This window comes from Streptomyces sp. NBC_01546 (genome assembly GCF_045208355.1).
GTDB lineage: Bacteria > Actinomycetota > Actinomycetes > Streptomycetales > Streptomycetaceae > Streptomyces.
The window spans coordinates 7,629,165-7,646,154 of sequence record NZ_CP109379.1; the positions used below are offsets into that span (position 1 = coordinate 7,629,165).

Sequence of the window (16,990 nt, forward strand, 5' to 3'; positions counted from 1 at the left end):
GTGTGCCCATGCCCAGCGTCCTGGTCGTGGAAGACGACCCCAGCATCCGCCAGTCACTGATCGAGGTCCTGGCGGAGCACGGGTATGCCGTGCGCAGCGCGGGTGACGGATTCGGCGCCTTGCGCGAGGTCACCCAGATGCCCGTCGACGCGGTGGTCCTCGACCTGGGCCTGCCCGATCTGGACGGAGGAGACGCACTGCGCATGATCCGGGGCATATCCTCCGTTCCCGTACTGGTGGCCACCGCCCGCGACGACGAGACGGAGATAATCAAGCTCCTCAACGCGGGCGCCGACGACTACCTGGTCAAACCCTTCTCCGGGGGACAGCTCATCGCACGACTCTCCGCCGTCCTCCGGCGCACCAGCCACCTTCCCTCCGCCCATGGCGCCCATGGCGGCCATGCCGCTCAGGGTTCGCGGCAGGCGCCGGCGGCCGAACCGCTGCGCGCCACCACCGTGGGCGAGCTGGCGGTGGACCCCGGCGCGCGCACCGCCTACCTGGCCGGCCAGGAGCTCCACCTCACCCGCCGGGAGTTCGACCTCCTGGCCTTCCTCGCCCACCACACCGGCCAGGTCGTCTCCAAACGGCGGCTGCTGACCGAGGTCTGGCGCGAGCCGTACGTGGACGACCAGACCGTCGACGTGCACCTGTCGTCCCTGCGCCGCAAGCTCGGCGAACGCGCGGCGGCCCCGCGCTACCTGCTGACCGTCCGCGGCGTCGGCATCAAACTGGTGGCGCCGCGTTGAGACGCTCACTGGCCGGAGTGGCGCTCGCCGTGACGTCGATGGTCGCCCTCTCCTTCCTCATACCGCTGGCCGCACTGGTGATGTCGCTGGTCAAGGAGCAGAGCGTCACCGCGGCCGAGCAGCGGGCCGCAGCCCTGGCCCCCGTACTGACGCTGACCACGGATCCGTCCGCCCTGCGGGAATCCGCCGCCAGTCTGGACGCGACCGAGCACCTGGTCGTGCACCTGCCGGACGCCCCTGCCCTCGGCAGCTCCCGAGCGCCCGCGGCCCTGCTCGAACGGGCCCAGAAGGGGCGCGAGTCCATCTCCCAGCAGATTCCCAGCGGCTGGATCTGTCTGCAGCCGGTGGTGCTGCCCGGCGACCGGGTCGCCGTCATCGAGAACTTCGTCCCCGAGGAGGAGCTGACCCGCGGGGTCAACACCTCCTGGGCGGTCATGCTCCTCCTCGCCGTGGGCCTGATCGGCGGTTCCGTGCTGGTCGCCGACCGCCTCGGCGCGAAGGTCGTCAGGTCCTCCAAGAGACTGGCCCACGCTTCCCAGGCGCTGGGCGAGGGCAACCTGGACGCCCGCGTGGACCCCATGGGCCCCAAGGAACTGCGCGACGCGGGCGTCGCCTTCAACGCCATGGCCCACCGGATGACCGAGCTGCTCGCCGTCGAACGCGAACTGGTGGCGGACCTGTCCCACCGGCTGCGCACCCCGCTGACCGCCCTGCACCTGGCATCGGAGCGGATGGCGGGATCACCGGAGTCGGCCAGGGTCGAGGCGGCGGTGAGCGAGCTGGAGACGGAACTCCAAGCCATCATCACCGCCGCGCGCACCCCGCTCGCCGTGGGCCCCATGGGCCAGGGCATGCTCGGCACGGAAGCGAGCACGGGCCACCACGCCACCGGCGCGGGAGCCGCCGGCCCCCGCTGCGAGGCAGCCGACGTCGTCCGCCGCCGGACCGCCTTCTGGGCGGTCCTGGCGGAGCAGCAGAGCCGGCCCTGCTCCCTCGAACTCACCCAGGAGCCCGCGGCCGTCAGCCTCTCCGACGACGACGTCGCCGCCGTGGTGGACGCGCTCATCGGCAACGTCTTCCGCCACACCCCGCCCGGCACCCCGTTCGGCGTGAGCGTCGTCCGCACCGCCCAGGCCGTGGAACTGGTCGTGGAGGACGCCGGACCGGGCATCCCGGAACCCGACCGGGCCCTCTCCCGCGGGAGCAGCACCGGCTCCTCGGGGCTCGGCCTCGACATCGCCCGCAGGGCCGCGGCCGTCACCGGCGGCTCGATGAACATCGCGCGCGGCCCCCGCGGAGGCGCGCACATCACCGTGGTCTTCGCCCTCGCCCCACCCCTGCTGTCCGGGCGCCGGACACGCATCTCCCGACGGCGTACGGGATGGCCGCGCGGCCGGTGACGGCGTCCGCCTCCGCCCCTCCGCCCCTCCGCCACCGGACCGGGACGTCAGGCGGCCGTGAAGACGTCCTCGTGTGCCTCGTCCAGGATGAACCCGTTGTCGAAGCGGACCCGGACCGTCACGCGGAGCCGCTGCTCCTGGTAGGCGATCCACTCCGGTTCCAGGGAGTCGACCTTCTCCTCGAGCTGCTTCCTGCTCTCCGTGGGCATCCCGTCGCCGTAGGCGTCGAGGAGCGACTTGAGCCGCTCGTACTCGCGGACCTCCTGGCTCTGATGCCGGTGCTCGACCACCCGCTCCACGGTGCCCTCGGTGCCCGCGGCCAGCAGCAGGAACCCGGCGACGGTCCCCGTCGGCGTCGAGGAGTCTTCCGTCATCGCCACCGAACCGGTCAGCCGGGTGTCCGCCGCCAGCTTCACCCGCTGGCCTTCTTTCAGCGTCATTGGTTCTTCGTCTCCCGGATCGGTGCGTGGAGGTGCCATTATCCGTGCCGGTGGAGTGGGAGAGTGGGGGCATGTGCGGTCGTTACGCTTCTTCCCGGGCTCCCGAGGACCTCGCGGGTCTCTTCGACGCCGAGCGGGATCCCGGCGCCGAGGCGCTGGGGCCGTCGTGGAACGTGGCCCCGACCGATGACGTGTGGGCGGTCCTGGAGCGCGCCGACCGCGACACCGGGGAGGTGCTGCGCCGGCTGCGGCCGGTGCGGTGGGGTCTGGTCCCGTCGTGGGCGAAGGACCCGGCAGTGGGTTCGCGCATGATCAACGCCCGGGTGGAGACCGTGCACGAGAAGCCGGCCTACCGGCGTGCGTTCACCCGCCGGCGGTGCCTGCTGCCCGCCGACGGCTTCTACGAATGGGTCGCCGTGCCCGCCACCGGCTCGGCGAAGGCGTACAAGCAGCCGTACTTCATCCGCCCCGAGGACGCGGGGGTGATGGCGATGGCCGGGCTGTACGAGTTCTGGCGCGACCCGGCCGTCAAGGACGACGACGACCCGTCGGCGTGGCTGACCACGGCCACGATCATCACCACCGAAGCCACCGATCAGGCCGGCCGTGTCCACCCCCGCATGCCGCTGGGCCTCGACCCCGGTGACTACGACACCTGGCTCGACCCCGCCCACCAGGACACCGCCGACCTCCGCGCCCTCCTGCACACCCCGGCCGACGGCCGCCTCGCGGTGACGGCGGTCTCGACGGCGGTCAACAGCGTCCGCAACAACGGCCCCCACCTCCTCGACCCCGCCGCCCCGTAGCCACAGGCCGCGCGGAGCATCCGGGCCGCTCGACGCTACCGGCCGAGCAGCGGCGCCACGGGAAAGGCGTGGTCCTGCCAGATCAGGCGGGAGGTCTCCTCCGGGTAGGCCGTGACCGCCGGCCGCGTGCCGAAGAGCCGCACGAGGCGCCGCTCGGTGTCGTACGCGATCCAGCCGGGGTCGCCGTGGGCGGCGAACGCCGTCCATGCGGCGCGCATGCCGGCGGACAGCGCTTCGGCCTCCGGGGACGGGCTCTCGCCGATCAGCACGGCGGGCTGGCCACGGTCCAGGTTGCCGAAGACGAGCGGTACGTCGAGGCCGTGGCAGGCGCCGAGCGCACCGCCCATGCCGGGGGCGGGCCAGGTCAGCTCGTAGACGTGGGCACGGCCGCCGGCGCCGGTCTGGGCCTCGGCGAGGTGGAGGGTCGGCATGCGGAACAGCCAGTCGGAGTTGACCAGTTCGTACAGCTCGTCCGGGCCCGCGGCCGGAAAGCCGTCGCGGTACCGGCGTGCGCCGTCCCGGCCGGGACCGAAGACGTGCAGGGCGGACTCCGCCTGCTCCTGCGTCACCTGGCCGAGCAGGCCGTCGAGCGCGGTGAGCAGCCGCTGTTCGTCGCGGGTGTGACCGACGAGGAGTTCGATGCCACGGCCGGCGCCGTCGGCCAGGGCCTGCCACGGAGTGACCGGCAGGGAGTCACCCTCGACGACCGGCGAGAAGGGGATCGACCGGTGCGCGACCTGACCCCAGCGTTCCGCCCACTGGGCCATCTTGGCGCCGACCGCGTCACCGGCGGCGGACAGCCGGGCCGGGGGCACCGCGGACAGGTCGGCCACCGTGGGCCGCAGCCCCAGCTGGGCGGCGCAGGAGGCGGCGATGTCGGCGGCGAGCTCCGGCGAGAAGAACGTGCCCTGCACGCTCTGCGCGACGGCCCGGCCGAAGAGACCGGCCGCACGCGGCATCGCCAGCAGCGCGGCGACAGATCCGCCGCCTGCCGACTGGCCGAACACCGTGACGCGGTCAGGGTCGCCACCGAAGGGCCGGATGTTGTCACGCACCCACTCCAGCGCGGTGACCTGGTCCAGCAGGCCCCGGTTGGCGGGGGCCCCGTCGATCTGCCCGAAACCCTCAAGGCCCACACGGTAGTTGAACGTCACGACGGCGACCCCGCCGTCACGTGCCAGGCGGCCGCCGTCGTACTCGGGAAGACCGGACATGCCGATCGTGTAGGCGCCGCCCTGGATCCACACCATCACCGGCAGCCCTGCGCCAGGGCCCGGCTCGGGCGACCAGACGTTGACCGTCAGCCAGTCGTCGCCCACCGCGTCCTTCGCCAGCGCGTCCATGCCGAAATGGCCGCCCTGAGGGGGAGGCGGCCCGTAGGACACCGCCGGCCGCACCCCGTCCCATCCCCGTACCGGCCGCGGCGCGGCGAAACGCAGCGAGCCGACCGGCGGCTCGGCGAAGGGGATGCCACGGAAGACCGCCACACCCGCCTCCCGGCTGCCGCGCACGGCTCCGGCGGCCGTGCGGACTTCGGGCTGGGACCTGGACGGTCCGGACGCGACAACGGACATCATCACTCCCTCGCTGGGCAGTTGGACCGCGATCGCAGGGGTGCGCGCCGGCCCGGACATGCCGGATCATCCCGCTGCGCCATGACGCGCGCCAGCCAATTACTCCGCCGACCGGACAGCCGACGACACGGGAGCGTTTTGCCCTCCATGCCGGCCCGGAGAAAACCCCTGGCCATCGGAGTGCCGGCCAACTAGCGTGATCCGTCATGCTTACCAACGAACAAGTGGTCGAACATGCCCTGGAGCGGATCACCGCCGGCTACGTCTTCCCCGAGAAGGCCGCTGTCGTCGACGCCGCGATTCGGGGCCGTCTCGCGGCGGGTGCGTACGAAGGCCTGGACGGACCGGCGCTCTGCGCGACGGTGACGGCACACCTCCAGGAGGCGTGCCCGGACAAGCACCTGCGGCTGCTCTGGACGGACGAGCCGCAGTCCCTGGAGCCGGTGGACGACGACGGCGGGGAGGCCGCGTTCCTCGCGCTGCTCAGGGCGGAGAACCAGGGGATCCGCCGCGTCGAGCACTTGGAGGGGAACGTCGGGCTCATCGACGTCCGGCGCATCGCGACGGCCGCCGAGGGCGCGAGCGCGATCGGCGCGGCCATGCAGCTCGTCGCGCACAGCTCCGCGCTCGTCCTGGACCTGCGAGCGTGCCTCGGCGGGTCACCGGAGGGGGCGGCGATGTGGTGCAGCTACTTCTTCCGCGACGACCAGGTGCACCTGAACGACATCTACGACCGGTCCACCGACACGACCCGCCAGTTCTGGACGGTCGCGCACCTCCCCGCGCCGCGTTACGCGGACCGCCCGGTCTACGTGCTCACGAGCGAGGTCACGTTCTCCGGGGGCGAGGACGTGGCGTACACCTTGCAGGCGCACGGCCGGGCCGTCGTCGTCGGCGGGACCACGCGGGGCGGCGCCCATCCGACGGCCCGCCACCCGGTCGCCGAGCACGTCCTCGTGACGGTTCCGACAGCACGGGCCGTCAACACCGTCACCGGTACCAACTGGGAGGGTGTGGGCGTCGTTCCCGACGTCCGGGTCCCGGCGGAGCGGGCACTCGAGGAGGCGCTCAAGGCCCTGCTGTCCGACTGAGGCCTCACTTGCCCCAGATCTTGCGGTACGCCTCGCGGTAGCCGGACGGATCCCAGGACGTGGCGCCGTGGCTGTTCTCGGCCGTGGCGATGTGGACGGGGGCGACGTAGCCGCTGGCGGGCCGGCCGGCGAAGGCGCGGTTGAACTCGTCGATGATCTGCCAGCCCTGCTGGGACAGCGGCTCGGGGACGGTGGCGGCCTGGAACTGCTTGCTGTTGATGCGCTGGAAGGCGGAGGGGTCGCCGTCGCCCGCGCCGATGTTGAAGGGCGGTCCGGAGCCCGGTTTGCCGGCTGCGCGGAGGGCCGGGGCGGCGTCGGCGAAGTAGAGGTCGTTGATGGCGACGGAGTAGGTCCACTTGTCCTGGAAGCGGGACAGGAGGGAGGAGACCGCCTGGGGGGTGCGGCTGCTCGCGTCCGGGATGGGGATGTTCTCGTACGACAGCAGCCGCACGCCGGAACAGGCGGCGAGTTCCCGCTGGATCAGGTCGGCCTTGTTCTTGGCGAACGGGATCGAGTCGTCGGTGAAGAGGACGACTCCGGCGTCGCCGCCGGACCGGGCGATGATCCAGTCCGCGCTGATCCTCGCCACGTCCTCCACCTTCGTGGTGATGTTGGTGAACAGCCTGGGGTTCTCGCTCGGGCCGGGGGAACCCACCGCGTGCCAGCCGATGACCGGGATGTGCGCCGCTTCGGCCCGCGCCATCTGCTGCGCGGTCAGCTGGGGATCGAAGCCGCCGATGACGATGCCTGCGGGCTTGAGGGTGATGGCCTGGCTGAGCGCCGCCTGGATGCCGGCCGGGGTGCCCTCCCCGTCGATCACCCGGACCTGCCAGCCGATGGCCTTCGCGGCCTCCTCGACGCCCTTCGCGACGCCTGCGACGCCGGGGTTGGTCATGGTCTGCGCAACGTAGACGATGGTTTTGCCGGACACCGCCGCCGGGCCGCTGGTGGGGCCGTGCCAGGCGGTGTCGGTGTTCTCGGCCTGCTGAACGGCCGCCTTGGCCTTCGCGAAGGTCGCGGGGCAACCGGCCTGCGAGGGACCGCTGCCGGTCGACGGGCCGCGCGAGCAGCCGGAGACGAGGGCGGCGGCCGCCGTCAGCAGGGCTGCGGCCGTGAGGGTGGTCTTGCGGTTCTGGTACACGGTGCTCCTGACGCGGGTGCGCGTACGACGTGCTCTGGCGTGTTCTGACGTGTTCTATGGGTGGCTGTCCTTCGCCGGTACGGCCGACGGCTCGTCGGGGGAGCGGCGGGTCGCGGTGGCGCCGGTACGCAGCCGGCGGCGGGCGGAGTAGCCGGCCAGGCCGACGGCGATGAGCAGGGTGGCGCCGTTGAACAGCGGCGTGGCCCAGAACTGCGCGCCGAGTTGCCCGATGCCGGCGAGGCCGACGGCGAGGACGGCGACGGCCACGAGGGTGCCGAGGGCGTTGGCGCGCCCGGGCCTGATCGTGGTGGACCCGAGCAGGGCGCCGACGAAGGCGGGCAGCAGGTAGTCCAGCCCGACGCTGGGGTTGCCGGTCTGCTGCTGAGCCGCGAGGAGGACACCGGCGAAGCCGACGACCAGGCCCGAACCGGCGAAGGCGTAGACGGAGTATCGGTGGGTGGGGATGCCGAGAATGCCGGCGGCGCGCGGGTTGGAGCCGATGACGTACAGGTACCGGCCGAGCGGCAGCCGCTCCAGGACCAGCCAGAGGACGGCCGTGACGGCGAGGACGTAGAAGGCGGGTACCGGCAGGCCCAGGAACCGGGAGTCGTAGAGGCCGGTGAAGGCGGCGGGCAGGCCGTTCGGGCCCGGGACGATCCGGCCGCCGTCGGTGATCCAGCCGGTGACGGCGTACATCATGCTGCCGGTGCCGAGCGTGGCGATGAAGGAATCGATCTGCCCGAACTCGACGATGACGCCGTTGAGGGCGCCGGCCACCGCCCCTCCGCACACCACCACGAGGCAGGCGAGGGGCCAGGGCCAGCCCGCGTTGACGATGAGCTGCATCACCATGACGTGCGCCAGGCCGAGACCGTAGCCGATGGACAGGTCGAACCGGCCGGTGGCGATGGGGATCGTCGCGCCGAGCGCCAGGAGGGCGGGGATCGACTGGTTGGAGAGGATCGAGGAGATGTTGTCCCGCGTGGGAAAGGTCTCCGGCAGGGCGAGGGAGAAGACCAGGAAGAGCAGGGCGGCGAGGACCAGGAGGCCGTAGGCGCCGATGTGGTGCCCGCGGAGGCGGTCCAGTACGGATCGGGGCGAGGGGGAGAGGGTCATCGGCTCGTCGCAGCTCCGGTGATGGGGGGCATGGCCGAGGCGGTCCGGGTGAGTTCGGCGACGGTGAGGGCCGTGCCGGTCAGCTCGGCGGCCACGCTCCCGCGGACGAACACCAGAGCGCGGTGGCACAGGCCCGCGACCTCTTCGAAATCGGTGGAGAGGAGCAGGACCGCCAGGCCGGAGGCGAGCGCGTTGTCGAGCAGCCGGTGGATCGTGGCCTTGGCGCCGACGTCCACGCTGGCGGTCGGCTCTTCGAGGACGAGCAGGCGCAGGTTCCCCCGGAGCCACCGGCCGACCATGACCTTCTGCTGGTTGCCGCCGGACAGGGTGGCGATCGGCACCTCGCTGTCGCGGGGGTGCACCGAGAACCGGTCGATCAGGGCGGTGGCCTCGGCCCGCTCGCGCCGGGGGGCGATCCAGTGCAAGGCCCGCACGCCGGCTGCCCGGGGGTTCGCCAGGAAGTTCTCCCGTACCGTCAGTTCGGCGGCGCAGCCTTCCTCCTGACGGTTGGCCGCCACGAAGCCGACGCCGGAGCCGAGGGCGGCGGAGACCGTGCGCGGGTGGTACGGGCGCCCGTCCAGCAGCGCCCGCCCGTCGAGGATCGGCCGGGCGCCGGCGATGGCGCGGCCCAGGTCCATGTGGCCGGCGCCGGTCAGACCCACCATGCCGAGGATCTCGCCCCTGCGCAGGTCCAGGCTGACCGGTCCGGCGGATGCGGTCCGTACCGCCTCGAGGCTCAGGAGGGGCGGGCCGGCGGCGGGGGCCGCGGCGGGCGTGTGGCCGGCCGGTTCGCCGCCCACGATGGCGTGCACCAGACGGGCAGGGCTGTGGCCGGCGAGCGGACCTCGGTCGACCAGGCGGCCGTCGCGCAGGACGGCGAACGTGTCGGCGACCTTGTACACCTCGTCGAGCCGGTGGCTGACGTAGAGGATGCCGTGACCTCGGTCGCGCAGGGCGTGCAGGACGTCGAACAGCCGGGCGCAGTCCGCAGCCGGGAGGGTGGCGGTCGGCTCGTCGAGGACCAGGAGTTCGGCCCGTGTCGCCAGGGCGCGGGCGATGGCGACCAGAGAGCGCTCGGCGGGGGCGAGGTCGGCGATCCGAGTACGGGCGTCCAGGTGCCCGGCGACGATCCGCAGGGCCTCGTCGCAGCGTTCGCGGGTCCGCCGCCAGGAGACCAGCCCGCAGCGGCGCGGGTAGCCGGTGCCCAGGGCGATGTTCTCGGCGACCGTCATCCACTCGACGAGACCGAGGTCCTGGTGGATGAAGGACATGTTCCGGGAGGCGGCGTGGGAGCCGAGCGGGTGCCCGGCCACCGTCACCTCGCCCTCGTCGGCGTGGTGGACCCCGGCGAGCACCTTGATGAGCGTGGACTTCCCGGCACCGTTGGGACCGAGCAGGGCGAGGACGCTGCCCCGGTGGATGTCGAGGTCGACCGCGGTCAGCGCGAGCGTGCCGCCGAATCGCTTGCCGAGACCGCGCACGCGGACGAGCGGCTCTCCACCGAAGGGCGACGGCGTGCCGGTCGAGGTGTCGGGAGCGTCATGCACAGACTTCTCCGGGGGTCGGCCTCCGAGTTCTTCCCGACTGCATGCGGGATTCTACGGCGACTTACAGTGACTTATGGCGCATTTCCGGCATATCGCCCGCAGGTGCCGTGGCAGGTCACACCGCGGCCAGGGCGCACTCGGCCCAGATGACCTTGCCCTCGGTGGTGTAGCGGGTGCCCCAGGCCTGGGCGAGCTGTGCGACGAGGAACAGGCCCCGGCCACCCTCGTCGGTGGTGGCCGCGTGGCGCATGCGCGGCGCGGTGCTGCTGGTGTCGTACACCTCGCAGATCAGCGTGCGGTCGTGGATGAGGCGTACCCGGATGGGCCCGGCGCCGTAGCGGACGGCGTTCGTGACCAGCTCGCTGAGCAGCAGTTCCGTGGCGAAGGCCGACTCGTCCAGGCCCCACCGGCTCAGCTGGCCCACGGCGGCGGTGCGGACGTCGGAGACGCGGGCCGGGTCGGCGGGCAGGTCCCAGGTGGCGATCCGGTCGGGGGGTACGGCGTTGGTGCGGGCGACGAGGAGCGCGATGTCGTCGCCGGGGTGGTCGGGTGCCACGGCGTCGAGGACCGCCTGGCAGGTGTCCTCGGGGGCCCGGTCCGGGTGGGCCAGCGCGCGGCGCAGCTCGTCGAGCGCCACGTCGATGTCGCGATGGCGGTCTTCGATGAGCCCGTCGGTGAAGAGGACCAGCTGGCTGTGTTCGGGGAGATGGAACTCGACGGATTCGAAGGGCAGGCCGCCGAGGCCCAAAGGGGGTCCGGCGGGCAGGTCCAGGAACGTCACGGTGCCGTCGGACCGGACCAGCGCGGGCGGAGGGTGGCCGGCGCGGGCGATGGTGCACACCTGCGAGGTGGGGTCGTAGATGGCGTACAGGAAGGTGGCGCCCACGATGCCGGTGCTGCCGACGGCGGGATTGTCCCCGCCCTCCTCCCGGTCGAGGCGCACCATCAGGTTGTCCAGATGGGTGAGGAGCTCGTCGGGGGCGAGTTCCAGTTCGGCGAAGTTGCGGGCGGCGGTGCGCAGCCGGCCCATGGTGGCGGCGGCGTGCAGTCCGTGGCCGACGACATCGCCGACGAGGAGGGCGACGCGGGTGCCGGAGAGGGGGATGACGTCGAACCAGTCGCCGCCCACTCCGTGCTCCGCGGGCAGATAACGGTGGGCGACTTCGACGGCGTCCTGCTCGGGGAGGCCGCGCGGGAGCAGGCTGCGCTGGAGGGACAGGGCCAGGGTGTGTTCGCGGGTGTAGCGGCGGGCGTTGTCGATGCAGAGGGAGGCGCGGGCGGCGAGTTCCTGGGCCAGCGAGCGGTCGTCGTCCCCGTAGGGGGCCGGGTCCTGCGAACGGTAGAAGCTGGCGATGCCCAGGAGGACGCCGCGGGCGAGCAGGGGGACGGTGATGAGGGAGTGGACGTTGTGGGCGAGGAGCAGCTCGGCGTGCTCGGGGTCTTGGGCGATCCAGCCGAAGGCGGCCTTCAGCTCGGGTTCCAGCACGGGCTGCCCCGTGGTCATACAACGCATGTGGGGCGTGGTCGGGCTCAGCGAGATCTGCTCGCCCACCGGGTAGAAGGGGCAGTCCTCGCGGATGCCGTGGACCACCGTGCGGTGCATCTCGGTGGTGGGGTTGGGGGACTCCTCGCCGCGCAGCACCGCCTCGGGCAGGTCGATGGTGACGAAGTCGGCCAGGCGCGGAACCGCGATCTCGGCGAGTTCCCACGCGGTGCGGCTCACGTCCAAGGTGGTGCCGATGCGGTTGCTGGCCTCCGCCAGCAGCTCCAGTCGGCGTCGTGCCGCGACGGCGTACTTTCCCACTTCCGGCTCGCCCACCAGCACGAGCCCTCTGACCGTGCCCCCGGCGGAGTCGTCGGCGCCACGGGAGACGGGTGCGCCCGGTGCGCCGGGCACGACGGCCGCCATCGTGGCCGGACTCGGTGCGGCGCGGGAAAGGGGCCCGGGCGGTGGGCCGGCGGGGGCGGGGGCGTGCCGCTCCGACTCCTCGGGGAGGAGCACCTCGATGACGACGCCCTCCACCCCGGAGGGGCTCGTCACCGGACGACTCACGAGGGTCACCCACCGGCCGCGGGACAGGGACACCTCGGCGGCAGCCCGCCGGTCCGCTGACATCAGCTCCGTGGCCTTCTGCTTGAGGGTCATCTGATCGCTCTGCTCCAGCTCGCTCTGGAGCAGCTCGTCCATTCCGATCGCGTGTCCGTTCCAGGCGTCCTCGCCGGTCCGGGCACGGCTCGCGGCATCGAGATAGGCGTGCAGCAGGCCGCGCTCGCGCGCCGAACTCTGCTCCATCAGCCGCCTTTCGATGGCTTCGGCCGCCTTGCGCACGACGGGGATCATCGCCGGGTCCGCATCGGTGTAGGGATAGCCGAGGCACAGGACACCCTCGATGTGCCCGCTGAGCTGGTCGCGAACGGGGATCGCGGTACAGGCACTTGACTGGGACCGCTCGGCGAAGTGCTCGGCGCCGTAGACCTCACAGAGTCGCCTTTCGGCGAGGGTGAGACCGATGCCGTTCGTCCCGGCGAACTGCTCGGCGAACACGAACCCGGGGACGCTCTGGATCGCGGAGAGATGCCTGAGCATGGACTTCTCTCCGAAGCGGCGTTCGAGCACCGTGCCGTGTCCATCGGCGAGACAGATGTTCATCAGGCTGCCCGAGAAGATGGACTGGAGCCGGTCCAGCACCGGCCGGGCGGCGCGGACGAGGCGGCCTTCCGGGTCGAAGTCCTGCTTGAAGGGAAGCTCGGACTGGTCCGGCGACAGCCCCAGCAGCCTGCTGCGCTGCCACGAGCTCAGGATCGGACTCCTCACGCTTCCCTCGACCGACTCGCCGTGCAGGAATCGGTCACGGGAACGCACGGGGCCGATGCGGTCGCCGACGACCCCCATCTGCACCACTCCCTCACGGAACGCTCTCGATCGCCCGGTTTGAGTATATTCCTCCCATTTTGCGGGCGGGTGGGGGAGCCGAATGGCCGGTGGGGCCGGCCCTCAAAGGATCGCGACCGGATTGACGGGAGAACCCGTACCGCCGGGGACGTTCAGCGGTGCCACGACGAGCACGAACTCGTACCGGCCCGCCTCGGCGCAGGCGGCGGAAAGCGCCTCGAGGTCGAGGTTGTCCAGCAGCGGGACCCCCATCGCGGTGATCGCGAGCGTGTGGACGGGGGAGTGCACGCCCTCGACGGGCGACGGCCGTACGTCGCTGTCCCCGTCGCCGCCGAGCAGGGCGATCGCCCGCTCGGCCAGCAGCGGCACGGCGTCCACGTGCCAGCCCGCGCTCGCCGCGCCGGGGTCCCAGGGGCCGGTCTCCCGGCGGCGGCGGAAGGCGCCCGAGCGCAGCAGCACCGCATCTCCGTCCCCGATCGTCACGCCGAGTGCCTTCTCCGCGGCGATGACGTCCCGCGCGTGCACCGCGTGCCCGGGTTCGAGCCACGTGACCCCGAGGGCGGCGGGCAGGTCGATGAGTACGCCCCTGGTGACCAGGGGGCCGAGCGCCGGCACCGCGCCGAAGCGGGCACCCGCGGCATCGACGACCTCGCGCGCCGCGCGGCCGTCGTAGAGTCGCCCTCGGTAGGCGACGTGTGACAGCGCGTCGAGGTGGCTCACGCCCTTGCCGTGGTACTCGACGGCGAGGAAGTCCTTGTAGACGGAGGGTTCCGGGGCCTCCACGTCACCGAGGTCGGACATGTAGTGCAACGCGGGCTTCGCGTTGTCCGGTCCGGGCCGGGTGTCCCAGGGCCTCCCCAGCGCGACGACCGTCCCGGACCTGATCAGGGCCGTGGCCCGCTGTACGTGGCCCGCCGTCACCCTGTTCCAGGCGCCGCGGTCGGCCGCGGCCCACCGGCCCCAGGTGCGGACCGACTCGAAGAGCGCGTCGAACTCCTCGCGGGAGACGGTGGCCCCGTGTCCGGGGCCGGCCGGCGGGGGAGTGGGGGCATCGGCGGGGTTGCTGCTCATGAGTACTCGGCGCTCCATGGTTCGTGCGGCTGCTGCCCGGGGCACCGGGCGGCGCGAGGGCCTCCCGGCGCAGCATCTTGCCGGGGTTCGGCCGCCCCGCCCGGCACGTCGGCGGTTCGGCGCGCCGGTCTTCCCACCGGGGTTCACCGTGTGCTCATACGCGCGCCACATCGCCTCCATGTCGGCTACCCGCGAGTAGACCAGGGTGGCGGCGGCCCGCTGCGGGGCAGCCGGGCTCCCGCCCCGGCCCGGTCCGCCGCGCGCCGACCTCAACCGACTCCGTGACCAGGAGGCACCATGAGCGTGACCGCAAGCAGGAGATCGCCGTTCATCGCCGCGGCGACGATCGCGGCCCTCGGACTGATCGCCGTACCGGCCCACGCCCACGCACACACGGACCGGGGCACGGCACCCTCGCTGCCCGAGGTGTCCGCCTCCGTCGAGACGCCGTCCCTGTTCGACGACGAAGCGGGTGGCAACGCGAACGCCGATGACCCGGCGATCTGGCGGAACGCCTCCGACCCCGACCGCAGCCTGGTGATCGCCACCGCCAAGGAAGGCGGCCTGCGCGTGTACGACCTGGACGGCCGTCAGGTCCAGACCCTGCCGGCGCCGCCGCCCCCGCGGGACGGCGACAAGCCCGGGCGCTTCAACAACGTCGACCTGATCACCGGGCTGCGCTTTCCCGACGGCCGGCACGACGTGGCGGTCGTCTCCGACCGGGGCCGCGACCAGCTGCGCTTCTACCGGATCGACCCCGAGCGCCCTGGCAGGCCACTCGTCGACGTCACCGACGAGGCAGCGGCCCCGCTGGTCTTCTCGTCCGGCCAGGACGAGGTCGACGACCAGCGCACCGCCTACGGCCTGGCCGCCTACACCGACCGCGGCCGCTCGTTCGCGGTGACCAGCCGGCGCCACGACACCAAGCTCGCGCTGGCCGAACTCACCCCGGATGCGCGGGGGAAGGTCGGATACCGCCTCGTCCGGACCCTCGCGCTGCCTTCCTCCTTCACCCTGCCCGACGGGACCGGCTGGACACCGTGCGCCGAGCCCGGCGAGCTTCCCCAGGTGGAGGGCATGGTCATCGACCCTGACAGCGGCGACCTGTACGCGGGCCAGGAGGACGTCGGCATCTGGAAGCTCGACGCCGACCTGCGCTCCCCGGCCCGCCTGATCGAGAAGGTCCGCTCCTACGGGGTGCCGGGCACCTGGAACCCGCAGACCGAGGAGTGCGACGCGGGGGCCGACCCGGGCTTCGGCGGCCGGCACATCAGCGCCGACGTGGAGGGCCTGACGATCTGGCGCGACCCCGAGGACCCCCGCGACGAGGGCTACCTGATCGCCTCCAGCCAGGGCGACAACACCTTCGCCGTCTTCGACCGCGACCACCGCAACGCCTTCGTCCGCAGCTTCCGGATCACCGCGGGCGGCAAGCCCGGCGCGCCCGACGGCTCGGAGGTCTGCGACGGTGCCGCCGTCACCAGCGCCCCGCTCGGTACGAGGTTCCCGCACGGCCTGCTGGTCGTCCAGGACGGCTCGAACACCCCGGAGACCGCCGGATCCGACGGGCAGGCCCGTACCGACACCGACTTCAAGTTCGTCGACTGGGCCAAGGTCGAACGCGCCGCGCGCCTCTGACCCGCTCGACACTGCCGAAGGCGTCCATGGCCTCGTCGTTCTGAGGTCATGGACGCTGTCAGCAGCGACGGGTCTGGTACGGCACGGGGACGGGGTGCGGCTCCGGAGGCGTCGGGCACCGGCGCAGGGCGACGAGGAACGTCAGCACGATTCCGCCCGCCACGAAGAAGAGCGCGGTGCTGATCCCCTCGGCGGTGGCGACGCGGAGCCGTTCACCGGAGAGGCCGTCGAGGCCGGCGGTCGCCACCAGGACGAGGACGGCGAGGCCGACGGCTGCGCCCACGCCCGACGCGGTGGAGGCAATGCCCGAGGCGATGCCTTGTTGCCGGTCGGGGATTCCGGTGGCGGCGGCGATGAACATGGCCGTGAAGACCACCCCGTCGCCGACGCTGAGCGCCACGAGGCCGGGGACGAGTTCGGCGTAGGTGCCGTCCGGCGAGATCGTGAGGGCGAGTGCGAGGGCACCGAGCGCACCGATGGCGAGGGCCGCGGCCAGCGTGCGCCTGAGGCCGAACCGCGTCACGAGCCGGCCCGCGGTTGTCGAACCGGCCACCACCACCGCCGTGGGGATGAGGAAGCCGGCGCCGGTCTCCAGGGCGTCGTAGCCCAGAACCTCCTGGAAGTAGACCGACAGGAAATAGAGCACGGAGCCGAAGGTCGCCATGAACATGAAGGCGATGACGACGCCGGTGACCAGGCTGGAATGGGAGAGCAGCCCCGGTGGCATGAGCGGGTCGCTGCTGCGCCGCTCGATGACGACGAAGGCTCCGATCAGCAGGGGGCCCGCCGTCGCGCTCACCAGAACGGCCGGCGACAGCCAGCCCAGTCCGGGGCCCTGCACGAGGGCGAACACGATGAGCGTGACGCCGAGAGTGACGCTGAGGGCACCGGGCAGGTCGAACGTACGGCCCTTTTCGCGTGCGCCGTCCCGAGGGATCAGTACGAAGGCGAGCAGCAGTGCCGGGCCGGCCAGGGCGACGTTGACGAGGAAGACCGCTTGCCAGCCGAAGGCCTGCGTCAGAACACCGCCGAGCAGCACACCGATGACGAGCCCTGCCGCGCCTGCCCCTCCCCAGATTCCCAGGGCGCGGTTGCGGGCGGGGCCTTCGGCGAACGTGGTGTTGATGAGTGCCAGGGTGGTGGGGAAGACGAGCGCTCCGCCGAGACCTTGGAACGCGCGGGCGGTGAGGAGCAGTCCGGGGCCGGTCGCGCATGCTCCCGCGAGCGATGCCCCGGCATAGAGTGCGAGGCCGGTGGCCAGGATGCGGCGCCGTCCGAGCAGGTCGGCGGCGCGCCCGCCGAACAGCAGGAAGCCGGCCGAGGCCACTGCGTAGGCGCTGATGACCGACTGGAGCGTCCGCGCGGAATAGCCGAGGTCACGTGCGATGTCGGGCAGCGCCACGACCACGATGTACTGGTCGAGCGAAACGATCAGCATGGCGAAGGACAGGAGCGCGAGCATCGCCGTCTCCCGGTTCCAGCCGAGGCCGCCGGGCACAGACGATGGTTCTGTGGGTCGCACGG

13 protein-coding genes are annotated in these 16,990 nt (G+C 72.4%); 5 read left to right on the top strand and 8 right to left on the bottom strand.

The window, feature by feature from the left end; all coding sequences use genetic code 11:
* The first annotated feature begins 8 nt into the window (after positions 1 to 8).
* Positions 9 to 749: a response regulator transcription factor gene (locus OHA89_RS34785; RefSeq protein ID WP_215142784.1), complete on the top strand. Its 741-nt coding sequence runs from the start codon at positions 9 to 11 to the stop codon at positions 747 to 749.
* On the top strand, positions 746 to 2,149 hold the full coding sequence (locus OHA89_RS34790) for an ATP-binding protein (RefSeq protein ID WP_406367878.1): 1,404 nt from the start codon (positions 746 to 748) through the stop codon (positions 2,147 to 2,149). Before OHA89_RS34785 ends, OHA89_RS34790 begins: the two co-directional genes overlap by 4 nt.
* A 47-nt stretch (positions 2,150 to 2,196) precedes the next feature.
* Here the strand turns inward: OHA89_RS34790 and OHA89_RS34795 are convergent, their stop codons facing one another.
* Positions 2,197 to 2,589, bottom strand: a complete 393-nt coding sequence (locus OHA89_RS34795) for a hypothetical protein (RefSeq protein WP_257558569.1) — start codon at positions 2,587 to 2,589, stop codon at positions 2,197 to 2,199.
* A gap of 71 nt (positions 2,590 to 2,660) precedes the next feature.
* Between OHA89_RS34795 and OHA89_RS34800 the strand changes: the two genes are divergently transcribed.
* Entirely contained in the window at positions 2,661 to 3,395 is a 735-nt protein-coding gene (locus tag OHA89_RS34800; RefSeq protein WP_215142789.1) for an SOS response-associated peptidase, read from the top strand.
* Between the two features lie 35 nt (positions 3,396 to 3,430).
* Here OHA89_RS34800 and OHA89_RS34805 read toward each other — a convergent pair whose 3' ends face one another.
* The gene (locus tag OHA89_RS34805; protein ID WP_406368710.1) at positions 3,431 to 4,969 is read right to left on the bottom strand and encodes a carboxylesterase/lipase family protein; all 1,539 of its coding nucleotides are present in this window, start codon (positions 4,967 to 4,969) and stop codon (positions 3,431 to 3,433) included.
* A gap of 206 nt (positions 4,970 to 5,175) precedes the next feature.
* Between OHA89_RS34805 and OHA89_RS34810 the strand changes: the two genes are divergently transcribed.
* Complete coding sequence (locus OHA89_RS34810; protein ID WP_266611847.1) at positions 5,176 to 6,060, top strand: S41 family peptidase; 885 nt, start codon at positions 5,176 to 5,178, stop codon at positions 6,058 to 6,060.
* A gap of 4 nt (positions 6,061 to 6,064) precedes the next feature.
* On the opposite strand, the gene OHA89_RS34815 is transcribed toward OHA89_RS34810, so the two are convergent.
* The 5 genes from OHA89_RS34815 to OHA89_RS34835 all read right to left on the bottom strand — a co-directional run bounded on the left by OHA89_RS34815 (position 6,065) and on the right by OHA89_RS34835 (position 13,828).
* The gene (locus tag OHA89_RS34815) at positions 6,065 to 7,201 is read right to left on the bottom strand and encodes a substrate-binding domain-containing protein (protein WP_406367879.1); all 1,137 of its coding nucleotides are present in this window, start codon (positions 7,199 to 7,201) and stop codon (positions 6,065 to 6,067) included.
* A 54-nt stretch (positions 7,202 to 7,255) separates the two neighbouring features.
* Positions 7,256 to 8,317 (bottom strand): ABC transporter permease, encoded by a 1,062-nt coding sequence (locus OHA89_RS34820; RefSeq protein WP_266611850.1) that lies wholly within the window; start codon positions 8,315 to 8,317, stop codon positions 7,256 to 7,258.
* Positions 8,314 to 9,864 carry a sugar ABC transporter ATP-binding protein gene (locus OHA89_RS34825; RefSeq protein ID WP_266611851.1) on the bottom strand — a complete coding sequence of 517 codons (1,551 nt, stop codon included), beginning with the start codon at positions 9,862 to 9,864 and terminating at the stop codon, positions 8,314 to 8,316. Before OHA89_RS34825 ends, OHA89_RS34820 begins: the two co-directional genes overlap by 4 nt.
* Before the next feature lie 115 nt (positions 9,865 to 9,979).
* Positions 9,980 to 12,757: a SpoIIE family protein phosphatase gene (locus tag OHA89_RS34830; protein WP_406367880.1), complete on the bottom strand. Its 2,778-nt coding sequence runs from the start codon at positions 12,755 to 12,757 to the stop codon at positions 9,980 to 9,982.
* 102 nt (positions 12,758 to 12,859) lie between these two features.
* Positions 12,860 to 13,828, bottom strand: a complete 969-nt coding sequence (locus tag OHA89_RS34835) for a cyclase family protein (protein WP_406367881.1) — start codon at positions 13,826 to 13,828, stop codon at positions 12,860 to 12,862.
* 297 nt (positions 13,829 to 14,125) lie between these two features.
* Between OHA89_RS34835 and OHA89_RS34840 the strand changes: the two genes are divergently transcribed.
* Complete coding sequence (locus OHA89_RS34840) at positions 14,126 to 15,466, top strand: phytase (protein ID WP_406367882.1); 1,341 nt, start codon at positions 14,126 to 14,128, stop codon at positions 15,464 to 15,466.
* Between the two features lie 58 nt (positions 15,467 to 15,524).
* Here the strand turns inward: OHA89_RS34840 and OHA89_RS34845 are convergent, their stop codons facing one another.
* Complete coding sequence (locus tag OHA89_RS34845; protein ID WP_406367883.1) at positions 15,525 to 16,988, bottom strand: MFS transporter; 1,464 nt, start codon at positions 16,986 to 16,988, stop codon at positions 15,525 to 15,527.
* Positions 16,989 to 16,990 lie beyond the last annotated feature (2 nt).